Here is a 17,368-nt window from a genome sequence, read left to right as displayed (position 1 = left end):
AGTCATGTCCGGGCATTCCTCGCCGACGGTCAATCGCCGTGGTTTCCTCGCCGCCGGTGCGGCCGGCGCCGCCGTCCTGGGCTTTGGTGCGCCTCTGCGCGCCGCCCAGCCGTTGAAGGTCGGCCTGCTGCTGCCGCTGTCGGGCGGTCTTGCCCGCGAAGGCCAGAGCTGCAAGCGCGGCGCCGAGGTTACCCCCGGCCTGCTGGCCGACATGGGCATGCCGGTGCAGCTGATGATCGCCGACACCGAGACCAATATCGACACGGCACGCACCCGGGCGGAGAAGCTGATCGCCGACGGCGCCCAGGTGCTGATCGGCGCCTTCGATTCCGCCCATACCCTGGCGGTGGCCCAGGTCTGCGAGCAGCGGGGCGTGCCGCTGGTGGTCAATATCGCCGCCGCGCCCAATATCACCGAGCAGGGCTTCAAGACGCTGTTCCGCAACTTCCCCACGGCGCCCAAGCTGGTGACCGAGGGGCTGGCCCTCATGAAGGACGTGTTCAAGGTCACCGGCACCACGCCCACCAAGGCGGTGTTCCTGCACAACAACGACACCTTCGGCACCGCCATGGCCGGCGCGGTCAACAAGCTGTTCCCGACGCTCGACATGCCGTTCCCGCTGGTGGAAACCATCTCCTATGACGGCAATGCCCGCGATCTGGCGGTGGAAGTGGGCAAGGCCAAGGCCACCGGCGCCGATCTGGTGCTGCTGGTGCCCCACGGCGACGATTGCATCCGCGCCATCCGCGAAATGGTCAAGCAGCGCTTCGAGCCCAAGGCGGTGGTATCGCCCGGCAGCCCCGGCATGTACGAGACCCAGTTCTACAAGACGCTGGGCAAGTATTCCGACTATTGCATGACCAACCTGCCGTGGATCAATCCCAAGTCGGCCATGTCGCAGGCGCTGCTCAAGGCGTTCAGCAAGTCCCATCCCGACGCCCTGTTCGAGATGAACATCGGCTTCACCTTCGAGGCCATCCTCATCGCCGCCGATGCCGCCAAGCGGGCAGGGAGCAATGATCCCAAGGCCATCCTGGCGGCGCTGCCCACCACCAACATCGCCGAGCACGTGATGATCGGCGGTCCCATCGCCTTCGACGCCAAGGGCCAGAACACCAACACCCGCTCGGCCACCATCCAGAATTTCGGCGGCAAGCCGCTGGTGGTGCTGCCCAGCGATGTGGCCGAGGCAAAGCCGGTATTCCCGGCTCCGGGCTGGCAACAGCGCGGCTGATGATGTAAAAGCCGACGGCCGCCGATCAGGGCGGCCGTCGGATGTTTTTTGCCCATGAGCATTGATCTCGCCAACCAGATTCTCACCGGCCTGCTGACCGGACTGGTCTACAGCCTGATGGCGCTGGGCCTTTCGGTGATCTTCGGCGTCGTTCGCGTGGTCAATTTCGCCCATGGCGAGATGACGGCGCTGGCCATGTATGCCGCATGGGCGCTGTTCAACTGGCTGGAACTCGATCCCCTGGTCGGGCTGCCGCTGATCGCGCTGCTGCTGTTCGCCCTGGGCTATCTCATGCAGCGCGGCCTGATCGACGCCTTCGTCTCCAAGCCCGAGCACATGCAGTTCATTCTGCTGGTCGCCGTGGCCATCATCATGGTCAACGGCTCGCTGCTGGTCTTCGGCCCCGATGCCCACGGCATCCAGGTTCCCTACGGCTTCGACACCTACGAGGTGGGGCCGTTGCTGATCGATAAGGTCCGCCTGCTGGCCGCCGTCGCGGCGCTTGGCATTTCCGGCCTGCTGATGCTGTTCTTCCGCCATACCATGACCGGCAAGGCCATCCGCGCCTGTGCCGACAATCTGGTGGGCGCCAGGGTGATCGGGCTGAACGTCAAGCAGCTTTACGCCGTGACCTTCGGCATCGGCTCGGCCTGCGTCGGCGCGGCCGGAGCGCTGCTGGCGCTGCTGATCGACGTGATGCCCTCCAGCGGGCCGGAACTGACCATGCTGGCTTTCATCATCGTCATCGTCGGCGGCCTGGGCAGTATGGGCGGCGCCCTGCTGGGCGGCATCCTGATCGGCGTGTCCGAGGTGCTGGCCGGCTATTTCCTGATGCCCTCCATGAAGGCCATGTTCAGCTTCGCCATCCTGATCCTGATCCTGGTGCTGCGGCCCCAGGGGCTGATGGGGGCGCGCAAATGAGCCGCCAAGCCATTCTGCTTTGCCTGTTGCTGGCCGCCTTCGCCCTGGCCCCGCTGGCGGCCGGGCCTTACCTGCTGTCGGTGCTGGTGGTGGTGATGTATTTCGCCTATGTGGGCCAGGCGTGGAACATCATGATGGGCTTCGCCGGGCAATTGTCCCTGGGCCACACCCTCTATGTGGGGCTCGGCGCCTATACGGCGGGGGCGCTGTTCGTCCATCTGGGCGTGCCGGCGGCCCTGGGGCTGTTCGCGGCGGTGGCGGCGGCCGTGCTGGTGGGGGGAGCCGTCGGGGCGCTTGGGTTCCGCTTCGGCGTCAAGGGCGTCTATTTCGCCCTGCTGACCATCGCCTTCGCCGAGTTCACCCGCATCCTGTTCGAGCACATTCCCGGCCTGGGCGGTCCCGGCGGCCTGTTCCTGCCGGTGGGGGACCGCACCGGAATCGACCTGATCCATCTGCGCGGCCATCCCTTGATGTTCTACTACCTGATCCTGGCCATGACCGTGGGCATCTTCCTGCTGTGTCGGAAGCTGGTGCGGTCGCGCCTCGGCTACACTTGGCTGGCGGTGCGCGAGGACCAGGAGGCGGCGGCGGCGCTGGGCATCAACGTGTTCCGCGCCAAGCTTTATGCCGTCATGCTGTCGGCCGGACTGACCGCGCTGGGCGGCGTGTTCTTCGCCTTCTACTACAACAACCTGTTCCCCAATCAGGCCTTCGGCATGAACCGGTCCATCGAGATCATCCTGGCGCCCATCGTCGGGGGCCTGGGAACCCTGTTCGGGCCGATCCTCGGGGCGCTGATCCTGACGCCCCTGGGCGAGGGGATCACCATGGCCACCGAGGCCCTGGGATTCAAGGCGGCAGGCATCAAGCAGCTGTGCTACGGCCTGTCGCTGCTGGCCATCGTCAAGTTCCTGCCCGACGGCGTTTGGCCCTGGATTCGGACCCGTCTGGGGCTGGAACCCGAGGAAGACGGGGAGGGCGACCGTTGAGCGCCGCGCCGTTGCTGCTGGTCGAAGGGCTGGTCAAGAACTTCCGGGGCCTGCGCGCCGTGGACGGCGTGTCGTTCAGCGTCGCCGCTGGCGAGGTCGTGGCGCTGATTGGACCCAACGGGGCCGGAAAAACAACTGTTTTCAATATGATCGCCGGTGTCTTTGAGCCCGATGAGGGGCGGATCGAGATGGAGGGGGCCTCGCTGGTCGGCCTGCGTCCCGATCAGGTCTGCCGGACCGGAATCGGCCGCACCTTCCAGCTGGTCAAGCCGTTCGGCAACATCTCGGTGGAAGAGAATGTGCTGATCGGCGCCTTGCGCTGGACTCATGACGTGGATCAGGCCCGGCGCCGGGCCCGCGAGGTGCTGGAGCTTCTCGGGCTGGCCGACAAGCGCCGCCAGATGGCCCGCGGCCTGACGCTGCCCGACCGCAAATGCCTGGAAGTGGCCCGCGCCCTGGCCACCGGTCCCAAGCTGCTGCTGCTCGACGAGGTGATGGCCGGCCTGCGCCCGGCCGAGACCGACCGCATGGTGGAGACCTTCCGCAGGCTTAACCGCGAGACGGGCCTGACCATCGTGCTGATCGAGCACGTCATGCGCGCCGTGATGGCGCTGTCCCAGCGGGTGGTGGTGATCAATACCGGCAAGCCGGTTTGCGAAGGCGCGCCCGAAGAGGTGGTGCGCGACCCCAGGGTGCTGGAATGCTATCTGGGACAGGAGAAGCTCTGATGCTCGACGTCCGGGACCTCGACCTGTTCTACGGCGACGCCCAGGCCCTGGCGGGGGTCAGCTTCACCGTGCCCGATGGCTCGATTACCGCCATCGTTGGCGCCAACGGGGCCGGCAAGACCTCGCTGATCCGCGCCATTGCCGGCATGGAGCCGCCACGGGCCGGCTCCATCCGCTTCGACGGCCACGACATCACCGGCAAGGAAAGTTTCGAGATCTGCGACCTCGGCCTGGGCCAGGTGGCCGAGGGGCGTCAGGTGTTCCCCACCATGAGTGTCCAGGACAATCTGGAACTGGGCGCCATGGTGCCGCGGGCCCGCAAGCTGGCGACGCAAAGCCTGGAACGGGTCTGGGAGATGTTTCCCCGCCTGCTGGAGCGGCGCAAGCAACTGGCCGGGACGCTGTCGGGCGGCGAGCAGCAGATGCTGGCCATCGGCCGCTGCCTGATGGGCCGCCCCAAGATGATCATGTTCGACGAGCCGTCGCTGGGCCTGTCGCCCGCCATGGTCCACGAGGTCTTCGCCATCATCCGCCGCCTGCACGAAGACGGCATGACCGTGGTGCTGGTCGAGCAGAACGTGGCGGTTTCTCTGCATATGGCCGACCATGCCTGCGTACTGGAGAACGGCCATGTGGTCATGGAGGGCAGGGGCGCCGACCTGCTGGGCGACGACCGGGTCAGGGCCGCCTATTTGGGGCTTTAGCAGGCTGCGGAACAATTCCACTTCGGGGGCTTTTGCCCCCGATCCCCCGATCGGGAAGCACAGCTTCCCTAACCCTTCAGTTTTTTAATCCATTGAGATAAAAAGAATCTGGAGGTTCGGAGGCTGTGCCTCCGAACGGGTCAGGGCGGGTGCCCTGCCGCGAAGCGGGGCTTTTCCTCAGCCTGTTAGACTTGAATTCGGCGGCCATCGCCCCGACCTAGTCGAGGCATCTGGGCAGGGGGCATTCCATGGACGGCGCGGTAGACGGAACCTGGACATCCATTCACGGCGTGGCGATCCCCCGGATTCTCTATGGCACGGCCTGGAAGAAGGACAGGACCGCCGGGCTGGTCGAACTGGCCCTGGCCACGGGTTTTCGCGGCATCGACACCGCCTGCCAGCCCAAACACTACGACGAGGCCGGCGTGGGCGCCGGGCTGGCCGCCGCATTGGCCAAGGGCTTGCGGCGGGAAGACCTTTATCTGCAGACCAAATTCACGCCGCTGGCCGGTCAGGACCCCCAGCGCCTTCCTTATGATCCCCAGGCCCCCCTGGCCCGGCAGGTGGCGCAATCGTTCGAGCGGTCCCGGGCCAATCTTGGCGTCGAGACCCTGGATGGCCTGGTGCTGCATTCGCCTCTGCCCAATCCCTCCGATTTCCGGGAAGTGTGGGGAGCCATGGAGGCCCTGGTCGATGGCGGCGGGGTGCGGCAACTGGGGATCAGCAATTGCTACGATCCCGAGGTGCTGCGCCACCTGTGCGAGACCTCCCGTATCAAGCCGGCCGTGGTCCAGAATCGCTTCTACGCAGCCACCGGCTTCGATCGCGTCCTGCGCCTCTACTGCCGCCGGAACGGTATTTTCTATCAGAGCTTTTGGACGCTGACCGCCAACCCCGACATTCTCGCCCATGACGTGACGAGGTCGCTGATGGCCCGGCACGGGCGGAGCGCGGCGCAGATTTTCTTCCGCTATCTCAGCCAGCAGGAAATCATCCCGCTAACTGGGACGAGTTCGGCCGTGCACATGCGCGAGGATCTGGAGATCGCGGACTTCGCCCTCTCGGCCGAGGAATGCCAGGCCCTGGAAGCCTTGTTGGGTGGTGGGCCGTAGTGGCGGATGGGGTAGGATTCGAACCCACGGAGGCTTGCGCCCCTCCGGTTTTCAAGACCGGTGCAATAGACCACTCTGCCACCCATCCTCTGGGCCGCAGATTTAGCGCACTGGCGCCGGCCGCGCAATGGGGCAGCAACCCTAGTTTTTAAACGAACATATATTCGTTTCTTTGCCACCCCCTGCTGTGTTTTCATGAAGGCAACGAGGGGCGAAGCCCCCGCCGGTTTCACAGATGGGGAAACGCTCTCATGATCAGGAACGCAAGGATTCCGGCTTTGGCCGGCGCCATGGCCCTTACGCTCGCCGCCATGCCGGCCCTGGCCGAGCAGACGGTCAAGATTGGGATTCTCTCTGACATGTCCGGACCTTATTCGGACATGGGCGGCCCCGGCTCGGTGGCGGCGGCGCAATTGGCCATCGACGACTGTCAGGCCAAGGAATGCAAGGGCATGAAGGTCGAGCTGCTGTCCATCGACCACCAGAACAAGCCCGACATCGGCGTCCAGAAGGCTCGGGAATGGGCGGATGTCAACAAGGTTAACGCCATCGCCGACCTGACCAATTCGGCCGTGGCGCTGGGGGTGCAGAAGCTGACCCTCGATCACGACTTCATCGCCATGTATTCCGGCCCGGCCACCACCAAGCTGACCAACGAGGATTGCTCGGCCACCGGCTTTCACTGGATGTTCGACACCTATGCCCTGGCGGCAGGCTCGGCCCAGGCCATCACCAAGATGGGCGGCAAAAGCTGGTATTTCCTGACCGTGGACTACGCCTTCGGCCATTCGCTGGAGGCCGATTCCATGGCCATGGTCAACCAGTTGGGCGGCAAGGTGGTGGGAAGCGTCCGTCATCCGCTCAATTCCTCGGATATGTCGTCCTTCCTGCTGCAGGCGCAAAGCTCCAAGGCTCAGGTGATCGCCCTGGCCAACGGCGCGGCCGACACCATCAACGCCATCAAGACCGCCCGCGAGTTCGGAATCGTCCAGGGTGGCCAGCAGGTCGTGCCGCTGCTGATCTTCCTGACCGACATCCGCAGCCTCGGTCTGGACATCGCCCAGGGACTGACCTTCACCGAAGGCTTCTACTGGGACCAGGACGATCAGGCCCGCGCTTTCGCCGCCCGCTTCCAAAAGGCCTTCAAGGACCGCAAGCCCACCATGGTGCAGGCCGGCACCTATTCCAGCGTGCTGCATTACCTGCGCGCCGTGGCGGCGGCCAAGACCACCGAGTCCAAGGCGGTGGCGGCCAAGATGCGCGAGTTGCCCATTTCCGACGCGGTGATGCGCAACGCCGCCATTCGTCCCGACGGGCGAGTGGTCCACGACATGCTACTGGTCAAGGTGAAGACCCCGGCCCAATCCAAGGGGGATTGGGATTTCTATAACATCCAGGCCACCATTCCCGCCGCCGAGGCGTTCAAGCCCCTGGCAAGCTCGGCCTGTCCCATGGTCAAGAAGTAGTCAAGGCGGGGTGGAAGGCGGTCTTCGGGCCGTCTTCCGCTTCACGCCACCCGTGACTTTCCAAGGCCGCCATGGCATGTAGGTCCCATGTTCCTGCTGTCCAAACTGCTTGGCTTCGTCACCGATCCGGCCATGATTTTCATGCTGCTGATCCTTTTGGGTTGGCTGCTGGTTCTGTCGCGCCGGTGGCTGTCCTTGGGCCGCAAGATTCTCAGCATCACGTTGCTGACCCTTGTTTTCACGTCAGTTTTTCCGGTGGAAAAGTGGGCTTTGGCCTGGCTGGAGGATCGGTTCCAAACCCCTGATCCGCTGCCGGACAAGGTCGATGGCATCATCATCCTGGGCGGGGCCATATCCCCTGAACAGAGCGCCGCCCGGGGACAGGTTTCCGTGGGCAGCGCCGTCACCCGCATGACGGAAATGATCCCGCTGGCCCGGCGCTATCCCGAGGCCCGGGTGGTGTTCACGGGCGGCTCGGGCAATGCCTTCGATCAGGAGCATCGGGAGGCCGATTACGCCGAGATGTTCTATCGCGACATCGGATTCGAGACCGGCCGCATGGTCTTCGAGCGGGATTCCCGCAATACCCGCGAGAACGCCACTCTTTCCAAGGAGCTTATGCAGCCCAAGCCAGGCGAAACCTGGCTGCTGATCACTTCGGCCTGGCACATGCCGCGTGCCGTGGGCTGCTTCCGCGCCGTGGGCTGGCCGGTCGTTCCCATTCCCGTCGACTACCAGACATCGGGGATCAGCCGGCCCTGGTGGTCCGAATTGCGGTTCAGCCCCCAGAAGGGGATATCCGGCCTGGGACCGCTGATCCACGAAGGCCTGGGGCTGATCATCTACCGCCTGATGGGGTGGACCGATACGCTGCTGCCACAGCCTTAACATTGCGCTGGGCCGCTTAAATGTGGCACAACACCCGGATGCTTACCAGATTTGGGGTTTGGCGCATGGCTTGGGCGACGAAATCTTGGATGATGGCCGGGTTTGCCACGGCGGCGCTCGCCCTGGGCGGTTGCGCCGCCTCGGCCGAGGAGCCGGTGGCCCAGGCAGAGCCGCAGGTGGCGACGGCGGAAAGCGGCTTTGGCGCCTTTCTGGCCGGCGTGCGGGCGGAAGGATTGGAGAAGGGGCTGCGGTCCCAGACCTTGGACGCCGCCCTGGCCAACGTCACCCATATCGACCGGGTGATCGAGCTGGACCGCAAGCAGCCGGAATTCACCCTGACCTTCAACGAGTATCTGGGGCGCATCGTGTCCCAGGCCCGGGTCGAAGAAGGGCGGCGCAAGTTGGCCGAGAACAAGGCGCTGCTCACCGAGATCGAGCGTCGCTATGGCGTGCAGCCCCGCTTCGTCGTGGCGCTGTGGGGCATCGAGACCAATTTCGGCAAGAACACCGGCGGCATGTCGGTGGTGTCGTCCCTGGCGACCCTGGCCTATGACGGACGGCGCTCGAAATATTTCCGCACCGAGTTGATGAATGCGCTGACCATCCTCGACCAGGGCCATATCCAGCCGGCCAACATGATCGGCTCGTGGGCCGGGGCCATGGGCCAGTGCCAGTTCATGCCGTCCACCTTCCTTAAGTTCGCGGTGGACTGGGATGGCGACGGCAAGCGCAACATCTGGACCAACCGTGCCGATGCCCTGGCCTCGGCGGCCAATTACCTGTCGTCGGAGGGCTGGAAGGGTGACCAGACCTGGGGACGGGCGGTAAAGCTGCCCGCCGACTTCCCGCGTACCGCCCTGGGCGTCGATACCCGCAAGACGGTGAAGGAATGGGCGGCCCTGGGGGTCAAGGGCTCGGACGGCAAGCCGTTGCCGGCCCGCGACATCAGCGCCTCCATCGTCCTGGCCGAGGGCACCAAGGGTCCGGCCTTCCTGGTCTATGACAATTTCCGCACCATCATGAAGTGGAACCGCTCCACCTTCTTCGCCTTGGCGGCGGGGCATCTTGCGGACCGCATCGGTGGCAAGTAGACTACAACATCTTTGGGCAAGCAGGCGGGGAGGGGACTAGATGTCGCGGAGGACGCGCTTGGCGGCTTTGCTGCTGTCTGGGACCGTGCTGACGGGCTGCGCCGAGATGAACCTGTTCGGGCATCTGGCCAAGAGCGCGGTGGGCGGGGACGAGCCTCCGCCGCCTTCGGCCTCGGCATCGACCAACTACAAGGTGGGCAAGCCCTATCAGGTGGCCGGCGTCTGGTACTATCCCCAGGAAGATTTCGCCTATGACGAGACCGGCATCGCCTCCTGGTACGGCCCCAATTTTCACGCCAAGCTGACCGCCAACGGCGAAACCTTCGACCAGAACGCCGTCACCGCCGCCCACAAGACGCTGCAGATGCCGTCGGTGGCCCGGGTGACCAATCTGGAGAACGGGCGCTCGATCATCGTGCGCATCAATGATCGCGGCCCCTTCGTCAATGGCCGCATTCTCGACCTGTCGCGCCGCTCGGCCCAGTTGCTGGGCATGGAGGGCAGGGGCACCGCCAAGGTGCGGGTGCAGATCCTGCCTGAGGAAAGCCGCGTGCTGGCCGGCAAGCTCAAGCCCGACAATGCCGGCAACGAGCCCAAGGTGGCCAGCGCCGCCCCACGCGGCTCGGTCTCGGCGGAATCCCTGCCGCCGCCTCCCGGCGTCAAGAACAACGGCGGCGACAATGTCACCATTGCCTCGTCGGTCCAGCCGAAGCGCTCGGGCATGACGCCGGAATCCGTCGAACGCGAGGTGGCCGCCCAGGAGGTGAAATCCGTCCCGGTGCGCCCCACCTCCATCTATGTCCAGGCCGGGTCCTACGGCCGCCACGACAATGCCAACCGCATGGTGGCGCGCCTGTCCAAGGTGGGCAAGGCGCAGCTGCAGCAGGTGCATGTGCAGGGCAAGACCCTGTTCCGGGTCCGGTTGGGACCCATGACCAGCGTCGAGGAGGCCGACCGCGTCCTCGATTCCGTGGTCGCCACGGGGGCGGAAGACGCCCGCGTGGTTGTTGATTAACAAAGAAAAGGCGCCGTGATGCTCGCTCTCTTCCGCCGTTCCCTGGCCGCGGCCCTGGCCGTTCCCCTGATGGCCCTTTCGGCCACGGCCGGGGCTCAATCCATCGAGACCGCCGCCAAGCAGGCGATCATCATCGACTATGCCAGCGGCCAGGTGCTGATGGAGAAGAACGCCGATGAGCTGATGGTGCCCAGTTCCATGAGCAAGCTGATGACCGTGTTCATGGTCTTCGACAAGCTCAAGACCGGCGCCTGGAAGCCCTCGGACCGGCTGCCGGTCAGCGAGACCGCCTGGAAGCGGCACTACAAGTCCGAAGGCTCGCTGATGTTCCTGCCCGTCAATTCCACGGCCACGGTCGAGGAATTGCTGAAGGGCGTGGTGATCCAGTCCGGCAACGACGCCTGCTCGGTGCTGGCCGAGGCCCATTCCGGCTCGGAGGAAGCCTTCGCCGAGGAGGAAACCCGCCGAGCCCGGCAGATCGGCCTGACCCGGAGCGTCTTCAAGAATGCCAGCGGCTGGCCCGAGCCCGGTCACCTGATGACGGCCCGCGACCTGTCGGTACTGGCCCGCCACCTGATCGCCGATTTCCCTGAATACTATCCGCTGTTCAGCCAGATGGAATTCGTGTTCAACGGCATCAAGCAGGGCAACCGCAATCCGCTGCTGTACAACACGCCAGGCGCCGACGGGCTCAAGACCGGCCATACCGAGGCCGCCGGCTATGGCCTGACCGCATCCATCAAGCGGGGCAACCGCCGCATCATCATGATTCTGAACGGCATGTCCTCCATGAAGGAGCGGGCCGAGGAATCGCGGCGCCTGACCGAATGGGCCTTCCGCGAGTGGGAGACCTACGCCCTGTTCAAGGCGGGCGAGGAGGTCATCCCCGATGCCGAGGTCTGGCTGGGCCAGAAGGAAACCGTGCCGCTGCTGATCAAGGACAGCCTGGAAGTCAGCATGCAGCGGCGCAACCGCCTCGAGATGAAGGTCACGACCGTCTATAACGGCCCCATCGCCGCCCCGGTCAAGGCTGGGCAGGAAGTGGGCAAGGTGGTGGTGACGGCTCCCGGCATGGCGCCTGTCGAGGTTCCCATGGTGGCCGGTGCCGACGTGGAGAAGCTGGGCTTTGCCGGGCGCATGTCCACCGCCTTCAAGCGCGTCATCTGGGGCAAGAAGGGTTAACAGGCATGGAGACAGCTCGCGGACGCTTCATCACCTTCGAGGGCGGAGAAGGCGCGGGCAAATCCACCCAGGTCCGACTGCTGGCGGAATCCCTGCGCGACGAAGGCCTGATGGTGGTCACCACCCGCGAGCCCGGCGGCTCGGCCGGGGCGGAGGCCATCCGTGCCCTGCTGGTGGAGGGCGAACCCGAGCGCTGGGACGGAGTTACCGAGGCGCTGCTCCATTTCGCGGCGCGCCGCGATCATCTGGTCAAGACGGTGTGGCCGGCGCTGGACCGCGGCGCCTGGGTCATCTGCGACCGTTTCGCCGATTCCACCCTGGCCTATCAGGGCTTCGGCCACGGCCTCGACCCCGACGTGATCGCCAGCCTGTATCGGGTGGCCGTGGGTCATTTCGCCCCCGACTTGACCCTGGTCCTCGATCTGCCGGTGGAAAAGGGGCTGGAGCGGGCGGGGCTGAGGGGCGGCGCCGAAGACCGCTACGAGCGCATGGGCCTGGGGTTTCACCAGCGCCTGCGCCAGGGATTCCTGGGGATTGCCGCCGCCAATCCCATGCGCTGCGCCGTCATCGACGCCACCCGGTCGCCTGACGAAGTGCACGGCGACATCATGTCCACGGTCAGGGCGCGGCTGCCGGTGCCATGACCGACTCTCCACACCCTCGCGAGACCTCCGAGCTGTTCGGCCACGGAGCGGCCGAGTCGGCGCTGCTGGATGCCTGGAACTCGGGCCGGCTGGCCCATGCCTGGCTGCTGTGCGGCCCCAAGGGCATCGGCAAGGCGACCCTGGCCTACCGCTTCGCCCGCTTCGCCCTGGCCGGCGGCGGGGACGGTGGGGGGCTGTTCGGCGATGTGCCGTCCAGCCTGGAGATCCGCCCCGATCACCCAGTGTTCCGCCGCATCGCCTCCCAGGGCCATGCCGACCTGGAGACGGTGGAGCGTGGATGGGCCGATGACAAGAAGAGCAAGCTGCGCTCGGAGATCGTGGTCGAGGACGTGCGCGGCATCGGCCACTTCATGTCCCTGACCCCGGCCGAGGGCGGCTGGCGGGTGGTGATCATCGATTCCGCCGACGAAATGAACCGCAATGCCGCCAATGCGGTGCTGAAAGTTCTGGAAGAGCCGCCGCGCAACGCCTTGATGTTGCTGATTTCCCATTCGCCGGGCCGGTTGCTGCCCACCATCCGGTCGCGCTGCCGCCGCCTGATGCTTCAGCCCCTGGGCGAAGATGTGGTCGCCGACCTTTTGACCCGCCAGCGCCCGGAAGTGGGACCCACGGAAGTGGCGGCCCTGGCCAAGCTGGGCGAGGGCAGCATCGGCAAGGCCCTGGCCCTGGCCGACGAAGGCGGGCTGGACCTGTACCGGGACTTGCTGAACCTGCTGCAAGGGCTGCCGCGCCTGGATGTGCCGGCGCTGCATGCCTTCGGCGACAAGGTGGCAAGGCCCGAAAACGATGGATCGTTCCGTACCGTCACCGAATTGCTGGGCTGGTGGCTGGCCCGCCTGATTCGCGCCGGCGGGCGCCAGGGGGCCGGAATGGCCGAGGTGGTGGCGGGCGAGGGCGCCCTGATGGAGCGCCTGCTGGCGGCGGCCAGCCTTGAACATTGGCTGGAGGTGTGGGAAAAGATCACCACCCTGTTCGCCCGCACCGAAGCGGTTCATCTCGACCGCAAGCAGGCCGTTCTCGGCGCCTTCATGGCGGTTGAACGCCTCGCCCGCCAGGGTTCAAGATAGCGGGCAACAACTTGATTTAGCGGAGCATTCCCATGACCGGGGCCGGGACCTTCTACGTCACCACGCCGATCTACTACGTCAATGACAAGCCCCATATCGGCCATGCCTATACTACGCTGGCCTGCGATGTGCTGGCGCGCTTCAAGCGCCTGGACGGCTTCGACGTCAAGTTCCTGACCGGCACCGACGAGCATGGTCAGAAGGTGGAGAAGTCGGCGGAAGCCTTCGGCGTCACCCCTCAGGCCCTGGCCGACCAGAATTCCGCCAATTTCCGTGAGCTGGCCAAGATCCTGGGCTGCACCAACGACGATTTCATCCGCACCACCGAGGCTCGCCACAAGGCCGCCTGTCAGGCGCTGTGGGACAAGCTGGTGGCCAAGGGCGACATTTATCTCGGCGCCTATGAGGGCTGGTACTCGGTGCGTGATGAGGCCTTCTACGCCGAGGATGAACTGGTCAAGGGCGCCGACGGCGCCAAGCTGGCCCCCACCGGCGCACCGGTGGAATGGGTGAAGGAACCCAGCTACTTCTTCCGCCTGTCCGCCTGGCAGGACCGCCTGCTCCGGTGGTACGAGGACAATCCCGATTGCGTGGCGCCCCAATCGCGCCGCAACGAGGTGATGAGCTTCGTGAAGGGCGGGCTGCAGGACCTGTCGGTGTCGCGCACCAGCTTCAAATGGGGCATTCCGGTGCCGGGCGACGATGCCCACATCATGTATGTCTGGCTGGACGCCCTGACCAATTACATCACCGCCGTGGGCTATCCCGACACCACCGGCGATTTCGCCCGCTACTGGCCCAACGTCATTCATATGGTGGGCAAGGACATCGTTCGCTTCCACGCCGTCTACTGGCCGGCTTTCCTGATGGCCGCCGACCTGCCGGCGCCCAAGCGGGTCTTCGCCCATGGCTGGTGGACCAACGAGGGCCAGAAGATCTCTAAATCGGTGGGCAACGTCATCGACCCGCTGTCGCTGATCGAGACCTACGGCCTGGATCAGGTGCGCTATTTCCTGCTGCGCGAAGTGCCGTTCGGCAATGACGGCGATTTCAGCCATCGCGCCATGATGGGCCGCATGAACAGCGAGTTGGCCAATGACTATGGCAATCTGGTCCAGCGCTCGCTGTCCATGATCGGCAAGAATTGCGGCGGCGTGACGCCCGCCCATTTGCCCGATACCGACGAGGACAAGGAAATGCTGGGCGCCGCCTATGGCATGCTGGCCAAGGTGCGGGACGCCATGGACCGCCAGCTCTACCACGAAGCCATCGAGGCCATTTGGGTGGTGGTCCGCGCCGCCAATGCCTATGTGGATAAGCAGGCGCCCTGGGCGCTGAAGAAGACCGATCCCGCCCGCATGGGCACGGTGCTCTGGGTTCTGGCCGAGACCATCCGCTGCCTGGCCCTGCTGACCCAGCCGTTCATGCCGGCGGCCTCGGCCCGCATCCTCGACCAGTTGATGGTGCCCGAGGCCGAGCGGAGCTTCGCCTTCTTCGGCCCCGGTCATGCCCTGAAGGCCGGGATTTCCCTGCCGACGCCCCAGGGCGTGTTCCCGCGCTATGTGGAAGAGGTTTCCGCCTAAATGCTGGTCGACAGCCACTGCCACCTGGATTTTCCCGATTTCGCCGACGACCTCGATGGCGTGGTCGGGCGCGCGGGCGCGGCGGGAGTAGGGGTGCTGCTGACCATTGGCACCCACGTCACCCGCTATGATCAGGTCGTCAAGGTCGCCGAGCGTTTCGACAATGTCTGGGCCACCGTGGGCATCCATCCGCACGAGGCGGGCGTCGAGCCCTACGCCGATCTGGACACCCTGCTGCGCTTGGCCGAGCATCCCAAGGTGGTGGCGTTCGGCGAGACCGGGCTGGACTATTACTACGACAAGAGCCCACGCGAGCAGCAGCGGCATTCGTTCCGCATCCATATCGAGGCAGCCCGGCGAACGGGTCTGCCGGTGATCGTCCATACCCGCGATGCCGACGACGATACTGCGGCGATCCTGGCCGAGGAGATGGGGAAGGGGGCCTTCACCGGGCTGATTCACTGTTTCAGCTCACGGCCGGACTTCGCTGAAAAGGCTGTGAAATTGGGCCTGTTCATCTCGGCGTCTGGCATCATGACCTTCAAGACCGCCGACATCTTGCGCGACACCCTGGCCGGCGTGCCGCTGGACCGCCTGCTGGTGGAAACCGACGCCCCCTATCTGGCGCCCATCCCGTTTCGCGGCAAACGGAACGAACCTGCCTATGTGGCCCACACCGCCGCCCGGCTGGCCGAGGTCAAGGGCGTCACCATGGCCGAGATGGAAACCGCCACCACCGACAACTTCCACCGTCTGTTCAAGAAGGTGGCGCGGCCATGAAGGTCACCATCCTCGGCTGTGGCGGCGCCGCCGGCGTTCCGACCATTTCCGGGGGCTGGGGGGCCTGCGATCCCGCCAATCCGCGCAACCGCCGCCTGCGCTCCTCCATCCTGGTGGAGGAGGGGAATACCCGCATTCTGGTGGACACCTCGCCCGACCTGCGCGACCAGTTTCTGGCGGCGGGCGTCAAGAGCGTGGATGCGGTGATCTACACCCACGACCACGCCGATCATCTGCACGGCATCGATGACCTGCGCGAGGTCAACCGGGTCACCCGCAAATGGCTGCCCGTCTGGGGCGATGCCGCCACGCTGGCCACGGCCAGGGCGCGCTTTCCCTATGCCTTCGAGCCGCTGGATGACATAGGGGAATTCATCTACCGGCCGCTGCTGGAGGTCCGGGAAATCTCCGGACCGTTCCATGTCGGCGAGATCGGGGTGATTCCCTTCGACCAGGACCATGGCTATTGCCGAACCCTGGGCCTGCGTTTCGGCTCCATCGCCTACAGCACCGATGTGGTCGACTTACCGCCCCAGGCCTTCAAGGCGCTGGAGGGCGTCGACACCTGGATTATCGGCTGCCTGGTGGATTATCCCCACCAGACCCATGCCCATATCGCCAAAGCCCTGGACTGGATCGATTGCGTCAAGCCCAGACGCGCCTATATCACTCATATGGGCTCCCGGCTCGATTACGAGGCGGTGCGGCGGGCTGTTCCGCCACACGTCATTCCAGCCCACGACGGACTGGTTATCGAGCATGGCGGCTGAGAAGCCTTCTTCCATTTTTCGGGACTTCCTGGACAGCGAGGCGGCCGGCGGCGTCATTCTGATGGTTACGGCGGCCTTGGCGCTGGTCATCGCCAATTCGCCGCTTTCAGGCGCCTATTTCGCCTTCTTGCAGGCCAAGTTCCTCGGCATGAGCGTGCTGCATGGAATCAATGACGGACTGATGGCGGTGTTCTTCCTGCTGGTCGGTCTGGAAATCAAGCGCGAGGTGCTGGGCGGACAATTGTCCAATTGGTCGCAGCGCATCCTTCCCGGATTGGCCGCCCTGGGTGGCATGGTGGTGCCGGCCCTGGTTTTCCTGGCCCTCAACGCCAAATCGCCGGAGACCGTGCGGGGGTGGGCCGTTCCCACCGCCACCGATATCGCCTTTGCCTTGGGCGTCCTGGCTCTTCTGGGGCCGAGAGTGCCGGCCTCCCTCAAGATTTTCCTGACGGCGCTGGCCATCATCGATGACCTCGGCGCCGTCCTGGTTATCGCCTTGTTCTATACCGCCAAACTTTCGTGGCCGGCCCTGGTGGCCGTGGCGGCGATCCTGGCTCTCCTGGCGGCGCTCAACCGTCTTCGAGTCAGGTCCCTTTGGCCCTATCTGCTGGTGGGGGCGGGGCTATGGGGCGCCATGTTGCAGTCGGGCGTCCATGCCACCGTCGCCGGAATTGCCCTGGCCCTGACCATTCCCATGGGCGACGAGCAGCACTCGCCGCTGCATCGGCTCGAGCATGGTCTGGCCCCATGGGTCGGATACGGCATCGTGCCGATCTTTGGGTTTGCCAATGCCGGTGTGTCGTTCGCGGGATTGGAGCCATCACGGGTCCTGCAATCGTTACCGCTGGGAATCGCTCTAGGCCTGCTTTTTGGAAAGCAGATCGGCGTATTCGGCACGGCCTGGATGGCCATCTGGCTTGGGTTCGCCGCGAGGCCCGAGGGTGCCGGCACGGCCCAGCTCTACGGCGTTGCCGTCCTGTGCGGCATCGGCTTCACCATGAGCCTGTTCATTGGAGCGCTGGCCTTCGGCGAACTCCCAGCATCGTCCGACGCGGTGAAAGTCGGCGTCTTGGCGGGCTCCGCGCTTTCGGCCATCCTGGGCTCCCTCGTACTTTTGAGGTGCCGATCTTCGTCGTCATAATATACAAACCCGCGCAATCGCCTGCACGATGT

Annotated in this window: 17 protein-coding genes and 1 tRNA gene; 17 read left to right on the top strand and 1 reads right to left on the bottom strand. The window is 65.2% G+C overall.

From position 1 onward, the window contains the following. Positions 1-4: 4 nt before the first annotated feature. From AMB_RS12370 to AMB_RS12345, 6 genes are all read left to right on the top strand, one after another. Positions 5-1,234, top strand: coding sequence for an ABC transporter substrate-binding protein (locus AMB_RS12370; protein ID WP_043744399.1), 1,230 nt, complete (start codon positions 5-7; stop codon positions 1,232-1,234). A 54-nt stretch (positions 1,235-1,288) separates the two neighbouring features. Beyond that, positions 1,289-2,155, top strand: a complete 867-nt coding sequence (locus AMB_RS12365; protein WP_043744396.1) for a branched-chain amino acid ABC transporter permease — start codon at positions 1,289-1,291, stop codon at positions 2,153-2,155. Then, on the top strand, positions 2,152-3,144 hold the full coding sequence (locus tag AMB_RS12360) for a branched-chain amino acid ABC transporter permease (protein ID WP_011384840.1): 993 nt from the start codon (positions 2,152-2,154) through the stop codon (positions 3,142-3,144). The genes AMB_RS12365 and AMB_RS12360 overlap by 4 nt, the downstream gene beginning before the upstream one ends. Next, on the top strand, positions 3,141-3,872 hold the full coding sequence (locus AMB_RS12355; protein WP_043744393.1) for an ABC transporter ATP-binding protein: 732 nt from the start codon (positions 3,141-3,143) through the stop codon (positions 3,870-3,872). The genes AMB_RS12360 and AMB_RS12355 overlap by 4 nt, the downstream gene beginning before the upstream one ends. After that, positions 3,872-4,576, top strand: a complete 705-nt coding sequence (locus tag AMB_RS12350; protein WP_011384838.1) for an ABC transporter ATP-binding protein — start codon at positions 3,872-3,874, stop codon at positions 4,574-4,576. The genes AMB_RS12355 and AMB_RS12350 overlap by 1 nt, the downstream gene beginning before the upstream one ends. A gap of 248 nt (positions 4,577-4,824) precedes the next feature. Beyond that, complete coding sequence (locus tag AMB_RS12345; protein ID WP_011384837.1) at positions 4,825-5,688, top strand: aldo/keto reductase family protein; 864 nt, start codon at positions 4,825-4,827, stop codon at positions 5,686-5,688. Here the strand turns inward: AMB_RS12345 and AMB_RS12340 are convergent. Continuing rightward, positions 5,689-5,776 (bottom strand) — tRNA-Ser (locus AMB_RS12340). Positions 5,777-5,939: 163 nt separating this feature from the next. Here AMB_RS12340 and AMB_RS12335 point away from each other — a divergent pair. From AMB_RS12335 to nhaA, 11 genes are all read left to right on the top strand, one after another. Continuing rightward, on the top strand, positions 5,940-7,154 hold the full coding sequence (locus AMB_RS12335) for an ABC transporter substrate-binding protein (protein ID WP_011384836.1): 1,215 nt from the start codon (positions 5,940-5,942) through the stop codon (positions 7,152-7,154). Between the two features lie 87 nt (positions 7,155-7,241). After that, entirely contained in the window at positions 7,242-8,042 is an 801-nt protein-coding gene (locus AMB_RS12330) for a YdcF family protein (RefSeq protein ID WP_011384835.1), read from the top strand. A gap of 89 nt (positions 8,043-8,131) precedes the next feature. Next, positions 8,132-9,133 (top strand): lytic murein transglycosylase, encoded by a 1,002-nt coding sequence (locus AMB_RS12325; protein WP_043744390.1) that lies wholly within the window; start codon positions 8,132-8,134, stop codon positions 9,131-9,133. 40 nt (positions 9,134-9,173) lie between these two features. Beyond that, complete coding sequence (locus AMB_RS12320; RefSeq protein WP_011384833.1) at positions 9,174-10,148, top strand: septal ring lytic transglycosylase RlpA family protein; 975 nt, start codon at positions 9,174-9,176, stop codon at positions 10,146-10,148. 18 nt (positions 10,149-10,166) lie between these two features. Beyond that, positions 10,167-11,330, top strand: coding sequence for a D-alanyl-D-alanine carboxypeptidase family protein (locus AMB_RS12315; RefSeq protein WP_043744386.1), 1,164 nt, complete (start codon positions 10,167-10,169; stop codon positions 11,328-11,330). Between the two features lie 5 nt (positions 11,331-11,335). Next, entirely contained in the window at positions 11,336-11,974 is a 639-nt protein-coding gene (tmk, locus tag AMB_RS12310) for a dTMP kinase (RefSeq protein WP_011384831.1), read from the top strand. Further along, positions 11,971-13,062, top strand: a complete 1,092-nt coding sequence (locus AMB_RS12305) for a DNA polymerase III subunit delta' (RefSeq protein WP_011384830.1) — start codon at positions 11,971-11,973, stop codon at positions 13,060-13,062. Before tmk ends, AMB_RS12305 begins: the two co-directional genes overlap by 4 nt. Before the next feature lie 32 nt (positions 13,063-13,094). After that, positions 13,095-14,645 (top strand): methionine--tRNA ligase, encoded by a 1,551-nt coding sequence (gene metG / locus AMB_RS12300; protein WP_011384829.1) that lies wholly within the window; start codon positions 13,095-13,097, stop codon positions 14,643-14,645. Then, entirely contained in the window at positions 14,646-15,425 is a 780-nt protein-coding gene (locus tag AMB_RS12295) for a TatD family hydrolase (protein ID WP_011384828.1), read from the top strand. It abuts the gene before it with no gap. Then, on the top strand, positions 15,422-16,195 hold the full coding sequence (locus AMB_RS12290; protein WP_011384827.1) for an MBL fold metallo-hydrolase: 774 nt from the start codon (positions 15,422-15,424) through the stop codon (positions 16,193-16,195). The genes AMB_RS12295 and AMB_RS12290 overlap by 4 nt, the downstream gene beginning before the upstream one ends. Continuing rightward, positions 16,185-17,336 carry a Na+/H+ antiporter NhaA gene (nhaA, locus tag AMB_RS12285; protein WP_011384826.1) on the top strand — a complete coding sequence of 384 codons (1,152 nt, stop codon included), beginning with the start codon at positions 16,185-16,187 and terminating at the stop codon, positions 17,334-17,336. Before AMB_RS12290 ends, nhaA begins: the two co-directional genes overlap by 11 nt. The last annotated feature ends 32 nt before the right edge of the window (positions 17,337-17,368 follow it).

Source organism: Paramagnetospirillum magneticum AMB-1 (assembly GCF_000009985.1).
Lineage (GTDB): Bacteria > Pseudomonadota > Alphaproteobacteria > Rhodospirillales > Magnetospirillaceae > Phaeospirillum > Phaeospirillum magneticum.
This window is presented reverse-complemented; position numbering and strand designations above follow the sequence as displayed.